The following is a 13,256-nucleotide window of genomic DNA, read 5'->3' on the forward strand; positions in this document are numbered from 1 at the left end:
CTTCAGGCTTACAGTAAGCCATTCCATACAGATTTTTTAACTTCTGATTTCTCGATAACATCAGTATCTTGCTGATTACTAATACCTTGAGATTTCTTTAATGCTTCGATCTCTTGGCGTAAAGGAGCGGTAGCAGCTTCAACAGCTTTTTCCACCTTAATATCTTCTTCTGTTTTTTCCTCGTCGAGATTAAGGTGTTTCTTAACATTAGCTAACTCTTCCCTAATTGGGCCAACAGCCTTTTCTACTGCTGAAGTTAATGTTTTTTCTAATTGTTCTTGGTTAAACTCCATATTGTTTCCCTCACTCCCTGCGCCTTCCATTGAAGGTGTGACGCGTGTTTTTAGATTTGTTAATGACTCAATAGCAGCATCGATATCCGCCATATTTGGAGCACTAATTTTCTTACCTGCTTTTTCTACCACCGCAAGAAATGTTTCCTCCTCTTTAACAACTTCAGCTTGTTTTTGCCCATTAAAAAATCCCTTCAATAACTGAAAAAGGGATTCTTTCTGCTTCTCTTCAGTTTTTGTTACTGCTTCCTCAATCACTTCTGTTTCTGCGACCCCTGCAAGAGAATACCCTTGGAACTCCCCTTTCTTAATAGCTTCCCATGTTTCCTTGTCTGCTTTTGTAGTAAGAATCCATGTCCCCTTCTTTACAGTTTCGCCATTAAGACTCATATCAGCAGGTGCAATATATGATTCAACAACTTCTCCAACTCCTGCTACAAAATCGTGATTCTTATCGATTTGGCGGTACTTAAGCATAAACTCATGTGCTGCTTTCTCAATAGTTTTAGCATCTGCGAAATCTCCGTGAGCATCAATTGTATCCGGCTCATATACAATTCCATAAACAAGACGTTCTGCTTCATCATCAGACTTAATCACCTTCACAGGTTTCTCGAAGTTTGGTTGTTCTTCTGATTTTGTTAAAAAGAACTTGCGTTGATTTGCTCCATTCTCTACAAAAGAGACGTGTGAAACCTGTAAATTCTTTAGCTTACGTTTTTTCATTTATTCACCTCCTTTCAAATATAAATCAGCGTAGTTTTAGAAATCTTCATTTCCTACTCAACTCCTTCAAAGTTTCTTCCCTAATCTTCTTCTTCTCTTCTTCAGATAGACCTAATATGTTGTTATCTACTACCGGCTGAAGAACACATTTGCAATTCACTCTTTCTTTCGCACTTAACGAACTATCACGAGGAAACATACATTTCTCACCAGATCCGGGCAGTTTAAACTCTTCCTCTATCGGAACCGTTGTGCCGTCATACGCAACATGATTATCGCGTGGCTGGTTATTCTTTGCACCGCTATGACGCCACTTCTTACCAGTAACCGCAGGGGATTGGTAATATGATTCAAATTGAGAAGCGGAACATGCTGCAAGGACTTCGGTCTGCGCTGTCCTCTTCGCTCTTTTACGGTCGAATTCCGGAAGCTTCGCAAGCTCTCTTGCTATTTCACGAATACCTTTTCCTTTCTCTAATCCTTCGTTTAAAATCCGCTCTACTGCTTTGTGAGAGTTAATCTTCATAATCTTTCCTAATTCATTAGCCCAACTGTCAATCCACTTTGTAGTGCGTTTTGAGAAGATATTAAATTGAATATCTGGGTCAATCGCATCCATAAAAGCTTTTGTCATGTCCTTCATCGTATAATCAAGAAACTTCCTTGCTGCTTTGCTCAGACTTTTAGCAAAGGTATCCGCCCCAAATAGGCTACCAGTGACAAAGTCGATAATGTCCTTTATCTTGATACCCTTCTCCACACCATCTTTTCTCGTATAGTTCTTAATTCCATCAAAAAAGTACTTCTTCTGTTTCCGAAGCAGTTTAGCAATTTCTTTTTCAAATTCCTCAACGTATCCTGGTAACATGTCCAATACTTCTAGATCCGTAGGCAATGAAGCTATGAAATCGTCTGTATCAGCCTTTGCAATCCATTCATTAAGAGAAACTAATAGCTTATCAATCTTCTGCATTTTGCATCGACTCCAGTACGTCACGTAGGTCTTTCATTACATTAACTAGTTCCTCATTTGAATTGCTATCAGCTGACTTCTGTAGAGTTTCTCCTAATCCTTTTTGCCAACCACTTACTTTACGATGTCTTTCTAAAACTAAAGCAACCGGTTGATCTGCTTCAGGAATATCATAATCAGAGAATTCTTTGTTTAGCATATTACCAGCGATATTACGTATATCTCGGAATGTTAAACCGCCCTTATCAGCCAATACCTCAATGGTTTTAACCATATCTTCAGTATTACTAATCTCTGACTTACGTAAGTTCACATATACGTGTTTTAATCCATACGGAAGCAGTAGAACATTATTGATAATGAACTCCAAGTTATTACGCTCAGGCTCAAATACCTGCTCCTCTGTAATTTCACGAACAGATTCAGCAGTTGCTCTGTTAAAGTCTCGAATGTACCCGACATATACGTCAGGCAAGCGGAATGCTGATTGTACCTTTTGGCGTGATTTCTCATCGTATTCAAGGAATAGAGCATCGTTTTGCAGGATATCAGCCAAAGATTTAAGTTCAATATCGACTGGCGTTGGAGTATCACCTACAATACCTTCCTCAGCGCTTTCCACTTGCAACAAGAGATATTTATGTTGATTATCCTCGCCTTCAACATTTGAAACATAATCAGTAATCGCCGCTTCACTTTCTTCTGATAAAATGCCGTTCTTTAATAGAATAGCCATTGGGATATGTCTGCCTTGTTTAAAATAACGCAGGTTTAATTCTTCTGCTTTTCTAGCACCTACCATATGAACAACATGCGATACCCAACGTGGAATGCCATATGGTCCGTTTCCAATCTTCAAATGGATTACTTCAGTTGCATTTTTCTCTCCTAACGAAACATCAGAAAACTCACCAGTCTCTTTATTTAAGAAACGTGGATCGCCAAACTCTTTGAAATAAGTATCTACTGATCCTACTCGTTGTACATATCGACGAAATCTCTTTTTTCGTTTGATTTTTTTTCCATTAATTAAGTATGTTACTTCTTGAGGTTTGTCATCTTTACGTGTCACTCGCATGTATTGCGGTAACATATTTATTAATTCTGCAGGTTTTCCCTCTAAATTACGAATCGTCTCAATATAACCATTACCAGTCGTTTCTTTATCATCAATACCCGTTTCAAGAATCTCCTTGAATGGCTTTTCGAAGCTAAATAACGGAATAATTTCAGTATCAACTAACGTCCACTCTGCCTTCATTTCAGGAGTTTCTTTGTTATCATCTTGCTTATACTTCATTTCATGACCAAACCCAGCTATATTACGCTTGTACGCATCAATACATTGCCCAAGAATCGTACTATTTTCTCTAATCTGCTGCAGGTCTTCTATTCTATAAGGCGGTTCAATGATGTCATTTATAGCATACTTCTCATCTTCGCTCTCTTGCTGGCGAGATAATACTTGAGCACTTGGTCCTGCTGCCTTAATTACCTTCGCACTCACTTTCCTTTTATTCGTCATTAAGCTGCTTCACCTCTTTTCTTTTTCTTCTTTTTACGCAATCCGTAAATAACTGTATTAACAAAGTATCTCGTTTCGTCCATGTGGTGATCGTTCTCTTTTAGTGGCTTATCTTCACCACGTTCTACTGATTTCTCATCCCATATGTAAGAAGCGAACTCTTTAAATGTTTCGTTACAGCAGTCGTTAAAATAAATAATGCCCGTGTTAAGCGCAACACCGACATTACCAATACCCTCTTTAACATTATTTCGGGCCTTATATACTTTTCGTTTGTTCCTAACTAGCAAAGCTATAAATGAAGCAGCGGACGGGTCAACTACTGTACCACGGATTGGCAAATCTTCTACAAACTTCTCAAAGTCTTCGTAGTATTCCTGATCTGTTTTCTGCTTTTCTGTTTCTCTACCGCTATAACGGTACTCTTTCACCTTGTACCATACTTCTTCACCTTTTTCGATGCACTTACCCCACAATCCATATACCATGGCGTTCTGCGTACCATAGTCACAAGAGACAAAGTATTCCACGTACTCCCTTTGAATCGTAGGAACTTTATGCTTATTTTCATCAAACATATCGAATATAAGTCCAGAAGCAGCTGCCCATTCACCTTTGATATATCTACGATAGAATACGCCACTATACATGCGATGATATCTTCTTTTCGTCTTCTCATCTAATGACAAATTATGATCCATGGAGAATTTAAGGTGCAGTAGATTCTTTTCTTTCTTTTGATCCAACCACTTCTCTTTAAACCAGTGATACGGGCCTGCCGGATTACAGTTGAACCACATTTTCGAACCAGTTACAGACAAACGGCCTGTCGCTTGGTTAACGAAACTTTGTACCATAAGTGCCACTTCATCAAAAAACATGCCAGCGGCAGTGATTCCTTGGATCAAATCCTGGGAACTTTCATCTTTACCACCAAAAATATAAAAGAAGTTTGTTACGCTATCTTTAGTAATGGTAAGCATATTCTCACTTCTATGATCTTTAACCCTATACCCGCGTGACTTCAGCATCTTTTTAAGTGGTGTTATAACGTTACGACGGTGTGATCCAATTGTTTTACCACACATACCAAAGTTCTCGCCTTCAAATGATTCCATTGCCCACATAACATAGGAAAGAGCCATCGATACTGTTTTTCCCGCACGAATAGAACCATCGCAAATAATCCCGTCATAATCTTTAACGGGACTGTTAGGCTTCCACCAGGTTAATACCTTCAGCTGCTTTTTGGAGAATGGCTTAAATTTGAATGGAGCAGGTTTCTTTTTACGCTTCGGAATCGTCGTCATGGTCATCCCACACTTCCTCTACCTTTCCTTCTAGCGCTTCTTTGAAACCATCATCTTCGTACTCATCGCCATCTTCCCCCTTAATACGTGCAGTGTCAGCTTTTGTTTTTTCAATGTTAACTTTCATCTGCTCTAACTTCAATCGTCTCTCATCATCAGCATTTGCTAACTTATCGAACCTCTCAATCATAGAGGATAACGCTGTCATAGCGCGCGAATAAGCTGTAAGTAAATTAGCTTGTTTATCCCATGCAAACTGCACTGTGTACGCATCTCCATTCAGTGATTCGCTAATCCGCTCTTTTGACATATCGTTTTGACTGCGAACATGCATAATACGTTGTGAATTAAGGATATTGAAGTATTGCAGTTGAATAGAGTGGAATAGCATATCTAATTCAGTATGGTTTTGTATTTCATCTAGCAATTCCATTGCATGCGGATCGTCACTCGGGATTATCTTCCTAAACAATCCATGCGTCATAGCGTTATGGTTCCCTTTTGGCGGGCCATGCCCTACTGCATTCTTGTTCCCATACTTAGGATTCTTGTTTCCCGGATTACCCACTGCATTCTTATTCCCAATGGGTGCACCTGTTTTCTTGGTTTGGGTGCATCCTTTTTCATCTTTTGGGTGCACCCCTTTTCGATTCCAGCCATGCCTTTTTCTCCAGGACTTAATTGTATTAATACTGACCTCATATTTCTCAGCCAGTTCCTTATACTTCATACCTTGCATGTAATCTTCTTGAGCCAACTCGTGTTTTTGTTTCACTCCATATCACCCACCACCTTCTATATAATAGGAAGAAACTCGTTCATTTCTCCCTTCGAATAACTTTTTTACAAAGAAAAAAGACCTTGTAAATTACAAAGTCTTTTTCTTCTATATAAACTTACAACTTTCATATTAGAATTAGTTAAATCCCTCCACCAGACTCTGTGTTAGCAGGTGCTCCGCCAGTATTTCCATGTGATTCTAACTTGGGTGCAGGTGTATCTCCCTTATTGTAAGCAGGCGCCCCTCCTGTATGCCCCTCCGAACCTAACTTTGGTGCAGGGTAATGTCCATGAGTATAAGTTGGTGCTCCTCCATGATCTCCATCAGCTTCTAACTTAAGTGAAGGAGTATCTCCTCCATTAAAAGAAGATGTTGGATAGTCTCCATATCCATAAACTGTTGCTCCTGTATGCCCATGAGTATAGGAAGGCGCTCCTCCGGTATGTCCATGTGCATAACTCGGAGACCATCCCTCTCCATGAGTATAAGATGGTGCTCCGCCATGATTTCCATGTGCATATGCAGGTGCTCCTCCGTGATCTCCTACAGAGTCAGCTTTAACAATTCCTCCGCCATTTCCATGATTAACACCAAAAATTCCAAATCCTAAAACAGATAAACTTACGACTACTGTACCGATTTTTCTTTTCATAATCGCTCTCCTCTATGTGTATTTCATGTTAATTGAAATGAACATATTATGGATATCAGTCATGATGAAAATTCGACTCATTTCATTACCATATATTTATATTTCTATGTATTTTTTTGTAAAACCTTCTTGGAATATGAAGGAAATAGTTATTTTTTGTAAAATTTAAAATGTAGTAACAAATTATTCCCTTTACAATTTAAACTTCGTTTCCTAGCTATATTCACCACCTTGCATTAATCCCTAATTTAGTATTGAAATTCTCTAAAACTCGATGTATTATATTTTTGTGTTTTTCTCAGTTCCCAAGCCGAGAATACATCATCACTTCTGAAAAGGACCCGAACTCCAGCGGGTTCTTTTTTTATTCCCTCTTCTTGTAAATCCTTTTATTTAAATGTAAAATTATAAGTAAGTTCTAACATTTTGAATTGAGGTGAAAATCATGAGAAGCTTTGGCTCATTAATGATCTCTACTGTCTGTTCAGTACTTCTTATAATTTGGAATACCTATTCCTTCTATAGCGGATACACAACAGGGCGTACATACTATTGGATTAATGGTATCGCAGCTGTTATCTTCCTCCTATTCTTTATCCTAAACATGCGTGATTTCAAAAAGAAAAACTACAGAACCTCATAACAATAGGAGTTGATACGTATGTGGGAAAGATATAAAAACTATAAATATTCCTCAAAAGAATTAAAGTTCATGCTTTGGTTATTTGGTATTACTTGTTTTGTACACTCAGTCGCTTTCTTTGGCGGATTATTTTCTTCTGAATTCCTTTGGTTTAAAGGCCTTTGTGCTATAGGAGCATTGTTAGCTTTTATGGATATTAGAAAGAAGCATAAAAACAAAAATTATAGCGCGGCTTGAATTACCAAACACTCTTGAACTCATTTTCGAATTATTGTATTATATTTTCGGGTCTTGCTCCATAAATCATTATCAGGAGAATCTGCAGGTTTGCAGGTTCTTTTTTTGTAAAATAAAAAAGCATCCTAATTTAGATGCTCTCTGCAATTAAATTTTCTATATTATACTGATCCCCATTGTCATAAGGCTACCTAATACAATACATACTAACCCTACTAATATAAAAAACTCCGGTAAATCAAAGTGATCAAAAATCATACCTAAAATTAATCCCACAGGGAATACCAGGACTTCTTTCCAACTTATCCCTCCATTTTCCCTTGCTATATAGGACGTAGTTATACCAACAATTAAAATCCCTAATACAATTAAACTTAATCCTAATATCATTCAACCACCATCTTTTTTCACTCATATTACCATAAATAAACAGCCATTATAATCAATTCCTTATAAAATAAAAAAGCAGCTGTTAGGCTACTTAAAGTTTGGTTTATCACCAAATAAAATGATATATATATTCTCCCATTATACTTTCATCAACTCCTGCGACCCTAGCAAATCGCATTACGTCAGCACCCTGAAGGAAATACATTGTTAGCATAACTGGCACCCGTGACCACATAAAACGATAAAGCTCATCTATTCTTTGCTTAGTCGTAACAATTAAATCATTCGCCGGTCCATTTATCCATGCAGTAGTCCGAACTGAAGTAAACGGAAGATCTTTCCCATTAACCACTATTCTCGCTATAGTATGTGTTATATCCACATCGATCCCCTCATTCCAAGAATCAAATCTGTTTTCTATATTTACATAAGTATTTTTAGCTATAAGAAATGTTTAAAGTGAATTTTTTATAAAATAAAAAAGCAGCGGATTCGCTACTTTAGTTCTTTTGCTTTTGCATAAATAGTAGAACGCGGAACCCCCGTCATTTTTGAAATGTCATTTACACTTAAGCCATTTTCTTTCCTATTAAAGAATAAGTTCATAGCTTGTTTCACTTGCTTTTCATCCTGCCCTTTACGTCCCATATGTTTACCCATCGCTTTAGCTCTTTCTCTGCCCTCAGCTGTTCTTTCATTAATTAAATCTCTTTCAAACTCAGCAATAGCTCCTAGCATAGTGAACATTAATTTACCAGCAGGTGTAGAGAAATCAATTTGTTCTTTAAGAAATACCACCGCTATTCCCCGATCAGCTAATTGATTTACAATCTTATGCAAATCAAATATTGATCTAGCTAAACGGTCTATTTTACAAACAACAAATTTATCTCCTTCTCTCATGTATTCTAATGCCTTTTGCAATTCTTCTCGATCACTATTAGCTCCACTGTACTTTTCAGAATATATTTTGTCGCAACCATATTCTGTTAACCTTTCAATTTGTGCATCTAAGTTTTGATCTTTTGTACTTACCCTTGCATAACCAACAATCGCCATCCAAATCACCTCAAAATAGTCTAAAAGTATTAAGAATTATATACTTTTATTTTAGACTATCTTTTAGACATTAACAACTATCTGTTTACAAAGTTTTTAACCTATAAATTTTAACTGTACAAAAGGGTCAACTTTTAGACATAGAAAATGAAACACATGTCTATTTTTTGGACATTACTTTCATAAACTAGTATCTGTATGATCTAATGTAATGACACGACATTTTAAGAGGGAGAACCATATATGAAACTAAAAATAGAATTTAAATCATCAAACGGAAATAAACTGCAAGTAGATATGGATAAGAAACAGCGTAATTCCACACCACTAGAAAACATCTACTTTTTAATTCAAATCCTCTATGTCCTTATTAAATTGGTACAAGCATTAGTTAATTAACTGGCGCTTGTATCTTCATTAATTGTTTTCGTTTGTTTTGTTAGATGTTCAATCAAATTGAAACTGTATCCTTGGCGTTAATAAGTAATCATAAAAACATAACAAAAAAGAGTGCGATTAAGATATGCACTCTTTCGAAAGATTTTACCAATCTCGATGTTCACCATGATCATGATCACGATCGTGGTCATGATTACGTCTACGACGACACTCGTCACAATCGCAATCGCGTCTACAATGACAGTCATTAAAATCGTTTCTTCTGCGTCTACGACCGCATCCGCAAAATACTAAATCATCCCAAAAGCTATTACAATCTCGAGAATGCCCCAAATTATTATTCCATCCCATAGATATGATTCCCTCCTCTAAAAATAGAATTCATCATATTCTATGATTAAAAAGGGAAAACAGCTTGTTTACTAGTCTATATTTTGTGTTTTAGACTAATAATATTTCTATTTGCGAGTCTATCTTCCCCCTCTATTTTCAATCGTTATGTTCGTTTGTTTTGTTTAAATGGGCTAATCTATCAATTCTATTAAATCAATTAATCTAACTATTGCATATTACCGTTTCATTCATATACTATAGTAGATTGCTAGAAAGGAGGCGTAACCATGGATAGTTGCGTTTTGTTTGTAAATGGACAACCTTTTTTAGTTCTCTCAGTAGCTGGTATTGAAATTGCTAGATTAGAGATTTCTCTTCAAGTAGCATTAGCTCTAAGAGTTCTCGGAATACCAATCTGCGATTAATTACCACATTCCAAAAAAGAGAGCATTAGCTCTCTTTTTTTCCCCCTTATCTTTCCTTAACAACAAACAAGACGCCACCCAAATCACGGCAGCGCCTGCTCTAATTGCTATACACATGTTTGTTCTAAAAATAAAACATCCATAATGGACACATCATAAGATTAGTAACCATATTTTTTGTTCGTTAATTATTACGTTTATAGGCCTAGATTGTGCACATCTATATTAAGTGAACGCATACCCTAATACATGAATACTACTTTAGGAGTGATTATATTATGAATCCTTTAACGATGAGGATTGTTGTAGCTCCAGCTTCATCTTGGCAACATTTACCTCAACATCCTTCATATGGACAATATGGTATGCAACCTGTGCACATTCCCTTTACTCCTACAATTCCGCCTTATCCCGTAATATACCAATATCATTACCCTTTTCCAACATTGTATTTCCAAGAGTTTCACGGTACATTTAACATTTAATCTAAATAGAAAAATATCTGTTATCTGTACCAGTATGAGTCAATTCACATTATACCTAAAACAGTATTTAAATACGTTTAATATGTAATTTCTATATAACAAAGAAAAAGCCACCACCGAAGTGACAGCTTTCTTTCAAGGGGATGGAAGAGAGAAAACAAATGGAAAAGTTTCTCTTAGTCCAAGGCTGAGTACTCTCAACCTTCTCCAAGCCACCGCATCAACTAGTATGGCTACACGCCCTGTGTTCGGTGACCTGGAGAAGAGCAAGAGTTTCCATAATCTCTTTCAACCGACGACGTTCAGTAGGTGCTCCATGCGTAAGAGCTGTCTCGCCTCAAAGAGAGGTAGGCACTCTCTTATAAAGTTTTTTAATTTTATATCAAGACGTATGCGTTTCTTCCGACGCCTTGTTTGAACCAATACACTAGAGAGACGGAAGGGGAATGTTTCCGCTGTATTGGCTCAAACAAAGAGTGGAACTCTTTGCCCTCGTTTTGGTCATTAATAAGAATCGTGAGTAATTACTAATGTACGAGATCACGTATACTGTTTTAGATTTTTAGAACGGCATTCATTCAATCATGAAAACCATCCCCATTCTTAGAAATCAACATAACAGGAATATTGAATTTTATATCAATATTCAATACAGAAGGTGGATTCTGTACTGATCGATTGATACAAATTAGAAACAGCATGACGAATGCGAGTTATCTCACACCCGCCACACTGGAATATGTCATTGTAATACATTCATTGGTCTTTTCGTCTTTTGCGGGTTCGTACCGCCTTGCCCGCCCTACTATGCGGTATACGTTACCGTGACATTCTCGCATAAGAACGTTTCACTTATAGGTGTACTAATCCTCTTCGATATGCGGTTGTCAAAGGGCTGTCCAAAAGCTCTTGAATGAGCTTGTAAGATAATAATAATTTGAAATACGCATTTGCTTATCCGCCCCTTTATCGTTAATTTATCCGCATTTTATCCGTGTTTTTTCTCTGATTTCAAAACCTTAAAATTTGCTTCTTCTTTCCCATACATATCGCAATTCACAATATAATCTGTTATCAAGGAATTAATATGATCTTTTGAACCACATCCATAATACTTACCGTTTAGAAATAACAGATAAATAACTCTCATAAATTCATCCCCTTTATATAATTCTTAGTGCTGTAGCAATCGCCATAATTGCATTCTTCTTTTGAGCATAGAACCAATTGTTTTCTAAAAACATTTGAGCTTTCACATTCTTATCGCTTACCATTCCGTTCTTCAGATATTTCCGCTCAATGATCTCCCTTTGCTCTGGATCTAACGCATGCTCCAACGCTCTTTTAATCTGAATATATTTGTAATCATTGATTTTCTTAGTGTCACGTAATTCAGGGAACAAGGAGATATTTTGATTTGAACATTCTTCCTGGTTCTGCATACGGACCCTTAGAACTCTGTAACTGAATAACTCCTTTGCTACTTCTTTTTGTATTAATTTGTACTCTTCATTCGTGATTTCTGGAAAGAATGCTAATTGCTCCATCAATAATCCCCCTATTTCGAATTTGTCTTTTTACATTCACATCAGGTACGTGAAATTTTACTATCTCTTTGTTGAATAAGGGAAACATGCTTAGTAAAGTAGCCCCCACCAATCTACTCTGCATGGTTCCGCTATCCATTAAGCCTTTAATAACTTGCGTTTCTTATTAGACATCGTCTCTCTTGCTGCTTCAATGTTATTAGCTACCTTCTTATGGTCCTGATCAAACTGAATCATTCCATCAAACATTACTGGTGCCACCGCTTCATCTACATATTGCAAGTAATCCACTGGCGCTCGTTCCGTCTGTTCTACTAAGTACCCATAAATATCAAAGTCCGCTCTTGGGATAGACTTCTTACCTTTTGGTTGATGCGACATCCTTACGTAAGATTGAATGACTGATAGTGGTACCGCGAATACCGACTTATCCTTACTAAACTCTATAAGAAAGAAGCAAATCGCTCCCATCTTCTCAGCTTTCTCCAAGTAATCCAATTGATGCTGCGCAATGTTCTTTAAATCAAATCGTGTAGCATTCTCTGTAGATTTCGCTTCAAAGGCAATAGCTCGTCCCTTATACACGCCGTCATAGTCTACGGTGCTTTTAGCTTCATAGAATCCATTTAGTACACGGCCACCTTTACTTTTTAACACCTTCACAGGAGTCGGACGCTTGTTTATAAGCGCTACTCCATCTCTTTGATACATTTCATTCACCAGATTAATAAGCATTTCAAATGCCATGCCACGGTTTCCTATTCCCATTGTTATTCCTCGCTTTCTATTAAAAGGATTATTTTATTAAGTTTCTATAAAATGGTAATTAATATATAATTAAACTATTCAAATCTTAGGTGGTGATGCAAATGACTGAAACAATTCGAATTGCTCTTTTTACTCTTGTAGGAATAAGTGCCATATTTTCTGTAATTAAAGAATTTCAAAAACCAGAAAAAAGAAAGTTTTGGATTACATTCGAAGCTTTAATTCTGCTCGGAGCAGCCTGGATGTTAATAGGACTTCTCATGTAATCTACATAATTAGTACACCCCCGATGAATAAAACTCAATATTCCGTCAATAATATAGATGACATTAGATTTTTCTCCTTGTTCCCCCTTGGAGATGAGCAGTTAGTTTTGGCTAACTGCTCCTTTATTTATAACAATGATAAAATTATTTAAAATGATTCTTCTTTATTTCTCAATATGAAGAGCCTTGGATTTCCTTTAAAAACCTTGTAGTATATGAACAAAGAGTAAGGTAAGAGTTACTCTTTGCCATTTTAGGAAAGGTCCTGTTGGAGACAACGGGGCCTTTTTTTCGTAAAAGGATTATTTTATTAAAAAATTTATTTCAAATTATAATCACTATCTTTTTCTTTAATTTTCCAGTAAAATCAAATGTAAATATTTTAATTACATAGGAGAAAGCAATGAAACATAACATTAATCTATGGTCCTTTATTTTTTCTTT

General features: G+C 36.6%; 19 protein-coding genes. 6 read left to right on the top strand and 13 right to left on the bottom strand.

From position 1 onward, the window contains the following. Positions 1-8: 8 nt before the first annotated feature. The 6 genes from COL05_RS13155 to COL05_RS13180 all read right to left on the bottom strand — a co-directional run bounded on the left by COL05_RS13155 (position 9) and on the right by COL05_RS13180 (position 6,260). Positions 9-1,019 (bottom strand): XkdF-like putative serine protease domain-containing protein, encoded by a 1,011-nt coding sequence (locus tag COL05_RS13155; RefSeq protein WP_098668927.1) that lies wholly within the window; start codon positions 1,017-1,019, stop codon positions 9-11. Positions 1,020-1,065: 46 nt separating this feature from the next. Next, on the bottom strand, positions 1,066-1,992 hold the full coding sequence (locus COL05_RS13160) for a phage minor head protein (protein WP_098668928.1): 927 nt from the start codon (positions 1,990-1,992) through the stop codon (positions 1,066-1,068). Continuing rightward, on the bottom strand, positions 1,979-3,517 hold the full coding sequence (locus COL05_RS13165; RefSeq protein WP_098668929.1) for a phage portal protein: 1,539 nt from the start codon (positions 3,515-3,517) through the stop codon (positions 1,979-1,981). Before COL05_RS13165 ends, COL05_RS13160 begins: the two co-directional genes overlap by 14 nt. Beyond that, entirely contained in the window at positions 3,517-4,833 is a 1,317-nt protein-coding gene (locus COL05_RS13170) for a PBSX family phage terminase large subunit (protein WP_098668930.1), read from the bottom strand. The genes COL05_RS13165 and COL05_RS13170 overlap by 1 nt, the downstream gene beginning before the upstream one ends. Further along, positions 4,805-5,602, bottom strand: a complete 798-nt coding sequence (gene terS / locus COL05_RS13175) for a phage terminase small subunit (protein WP_098668931.1) — start codon at positions 5,600-5,602, stop codon at positions 4,805-4,807. The genes COL05_RS13170 and terS overlap by 29 nt, the downstream gene beginning before the upstream one ends. 145 nt (positions 5,603-5,747) lie before the next feature. Continuing rightward, positions 5,748-6,260 (bottom strand): hypothetical protein, encoded by a 513-nt coding sequence (locus tag COL05_RS13180; protein ID WP_098668932.1) that lies wholly within the window; start codon positions 6,258-6,260, stop codon positions 5,748-5,750. 445 nt (positions 6,261-6,705) lie between these two features. On the opposite strand from COL05_RS13180, the gene COL05_RS31865 reads away from it, so the two are divergent. Further along, positions 6,706-6,903 carry a hypothetical protein gene (locus COL05_RS31865; protein WP_098668933.1) on the top strand — a complete coding sequence of 66 codons (198 nt, stop codon included), beginning with the start codon at positions 6,706-6,708 and terminating at the stop codon, positions 6,901-6,903. A gap of 18 nt (positions 6,904-6,921) precedes the next feature. Beyond that, positions 6,922-7,140, top strand: coding sequence for a hypothetical protein (locus tag COL05_RS13190; protein WP_098668934.1), 219 nt, complete (start codon positions 6,922-6,924; stop codon positions 7,138-7,140). Positions 7,141-7,296: 156 nt separating this feature from the next. Here COL05_RS13190 and COL05_RS13195 read toward each other — a convergent pair whose 3' ends face one another. From COL05_RS13195 to COL05_RS13205, 3 genes are all read right to left on the bottom strand, one after another. Next, entirely contained in the window at positions 7,297-7,530 is a 234-nt protein-coding gene (locus COL05_RS13195) for a hypothetical protein (protein WP_098476713.1), read from the bottom strand. Between the two features lie 106 nt (positions 7,531-7,636). Further along, positions 7,637-7,951: a hypothetical protein gene (locus COL05_RS13200; protein ID WP_098668935.1), complete on the bottom strand. Its 315-nt coding sequence runs from the start codon at positions 7,949-7,951 to the stop codon at positions 7,637-7,639. A gap of 74 nt (positions 7,952-8,025) precedes the next feature. Continuing rightward, on the bottom strand, positions 8,026-8,589 hold the full coding sequence (locus COL05_RS13205) for a recombinase family protein (protein WP_098668936.1): 564 nt from the start codon (positions 8,587-8,589) through the stop codon (positions 8,026-8,028). Positions 8,590-8,832: 243 nt separating this feature from the next. On the opposite strand from COL05_RS13205, the gene COL05_RS31345 reads away from it, so the two are divergent. After that, positions 8,833-8,988: a hypothetical protein gene (locus COL05_RS31345; RefSeq protein WP_180233451.1), complete on the top strand. Its 156-nt coding sequence runs from the start codon at positions 8,833-8,835 to the stop codon at positions 8,986-8,988. A gap of 144 nt (positions 8,989-9,132) precedes the next feature. Here COL05_RS31345 and COL05_RS13210 read toward each other — a convergent pair whose 3' ends face one another. Beyond that, positions 9,133-9,339: a hypothetical protein gene (locus tag COL05_RS13210; RefSeq protein ID WP_098668937.1), complete on the bottom strand. Its 207-nt coding sequence runs from the start codon at positions 9,337-9,339 to the stop codon at positions 9,133-9,135. Between the two features lie 269 nt (positions 9,340-9,608). On the opposite strand from COL05_RS13210, the gene COL05_RS13215 reads away from it, so the two are divergent. Together COL05_RS13215 and COL05_RS13220 are read left to right on the top strand one after the other, a co-directional pair. After that, positions 9,609-9,746, top strand: coding sequence for a DUF3956 domain-containing protein (locus COL05_RS13215; RefSeq protein WP_080377444.1), 138 nt, complete (start codon positions 9,609-9,611; stop codon positions 9,744-9,746). A gap of 278 nt (positions 9,747-10,024) precedes the next feature. Further along, positions 10,025-10,231 (top strand): hypothetical protein, encoded by a 207-nt coding sequence (locus tag COL05_RS13220; protein ID WP_098668938.1) that lies wholly within the window; start codon positions 10,025-10,027, stop codon positions 10,229-10,231. A gap of 988 nt (positions 10,232-11,219) precedes the next feature. Here the strand turns inward: COL05_RS13220 and COL05_RS31350 are convergent. The 3 genes from COL05_RS31350 to COL05_RS13230 form a co-directional block, all read right to left on the bottom strand. Further along, positions 11,220-11,381, bottom strand: a complete 162-nt coding sequence (locus tag COL05_RS31350; protein WP_180233452.1) for a hypothetical protein — start codon at positions 11,379-11,381, stop codon at positions 11,220-11,222. 13 nt (positions 11,382-11,394) lie between these two features. Next, positions 11,395-11,778 (bottom strand): ArpU family phage packaging/lysis transcriptional regulator, encoded by a 384-nt coding sequence (locus COL05_RS13225; RefSeq protein ID WP_074619649.1) that lies wholly within the window; start codon positions 11,776-11,778, stop codon positions 11,395-11,397. 138 nt (positions 11,779-11,916) lie between these two features. After that, on the bottom strand, positions 11,917-12,546 hold the full coding sequence (locus tag COL05_RS13230; RefSeq protein ID WP_098668939.1) for a Holliday junction resolvase RecU: 630 nt from the start codon (positions 12,544-12,546) through the stop codon (positions 11,917-11,919). A gap of 101 nt (positions 12,547-12,647) precedes the next feature. Between COL05_RS13230 and COL05_RS31355 the strand changes: the two genes are divergently transcribed. Next, complete coding sequence (locus COL05_RS31355) at positions 12,648-12,812, top strand: hypothetical protein (protein ID WP_001985786.1); 165 nt, start codon at positions 12,648-12,650, stop codon at positions 12,810-12,812. The last annotated feature ends 444 nt before the right edge of the window (positions 12,813-13,256 follow it).

This window comes from Bacillus sp. AFS059628 (assembly GCF_002571225.1).
GTDB lineage: Bacteria > Bacillota > Bacilli > Bacillales > Bacillaceae_G > Bacillus_A.

Coding starts and splice junctions, on each gene's coding strand:
- COL05_RS13155 (WP_098668927.1), bottom strand. CDS start 1,019: ATGAAAAAACGTAAGCTAAAGAATTTACAGGTTTCACACGTCTCTTTT.
- COL05_RS13190 (WP_098668934.1), top strand. CDS start 6,922: ATGTGGGAAAGATATAAAAACTATAAATATTCCTCAAAAGAATTAAAG.
- COL05_RS31355 (WP_001985786.1), top strand. CDS start 12,648: ATGACTGAAACAATTCGAATTGCTCTTTTTACTCTTGTAGGAATAAGT.
- COL05_RS13205 (WP_098668936.1), bottom strand. CDS start 8,589: ATGGCGATTGTTGGTTATGCAAGGGTAAGTACAAAAGATCAAAACTTA.
- COL05_RS13180 (WP_098668932.1), bottom strand. CDS start 6,260: ATGAAAAGAAAAATCGGTACAGTAGTCGTAAGTTTATCTGTTTTAGGA.
- COL05_RS13195 (WP_098476713.1), bottom strand. CDS start 7,530: ATGATATTAGGATTAAGTTTAATTGTATTAGGGATTTTAATTGTTGGT.
- COL05_RS13160 (WP_098668928.1), bottom strand. CDS start 1,992: ATGCAGAAGATTGATAAGCTATTAGTTTCTCTTAATGAATGGATTGCA.
- COL05_RS13170 (WP_098668930.1), bottom strand. CDS start 4,833: ATGACCATGACGACGATTCCGAAGCGTAAAAAGAAACCTGCTCCATTC.
- COL05_RS13165 (WP_098668929.1), bottom strand. CDS start 3,517: ATGACGAATAAAAGGAAAGTGAGTGCGAAGGTAATTAAGGCAGCAGGA.
- COL05_RS31865 (WP_098668933.1), top strand. CDS start 6,706: ATGAGAAGCTTTGGCTCATTAATGATCTCTACTGTCTGTTCAGTACTT.
- COL05_RS13215 (WP_080377444.1), top strand. CDS start 9,609: ATGGATAGTTGCGTTTTGTTTGTAAATGGACAACCTTTTTTAGTTCTC.
- COL05_RS13210 (WP_098668937.1), bottom strand. CDS start 9,339: ATGGGATGGAATAATAATTTGGGGCATTCTCGAGATTGTAATAGCTTT.
- COL05_RS13225 (WP_074619649.1), bottom strand. CDS start 11,778: ATGGAGCAATTAGCATTCTTTCCAGAAATCACGAATGAAGAGTACAAA.
- COL05_RS31345 (WP_180233451.1), top strand. CDS start 8,833: ATGAAACTAAAAATAGAATTTAAATCATCAAACGGAAATAAACTGCAA.
- COL05_RS13230 (WP_098668939.1), bottom strand. CDS start 12,546: ATGGGAATAGGAAACCGTGGCATGGCATTTGAAATGCTTATTAATCTG.
- COL05_RS13220 (WP_098668938.1), top strand. CDS start 10,025: ATGAATCCTTTAACGATGAGGATTGTTGTAGCTCCAGCTTCATCTTGG.
- COL05_RS31350 (WP_180233452.1), bottom strand. CDS start 11,381: ATGAGAGTTATTTATCTGTTATTTCTAAACGGTAAGTATTATGGATGT.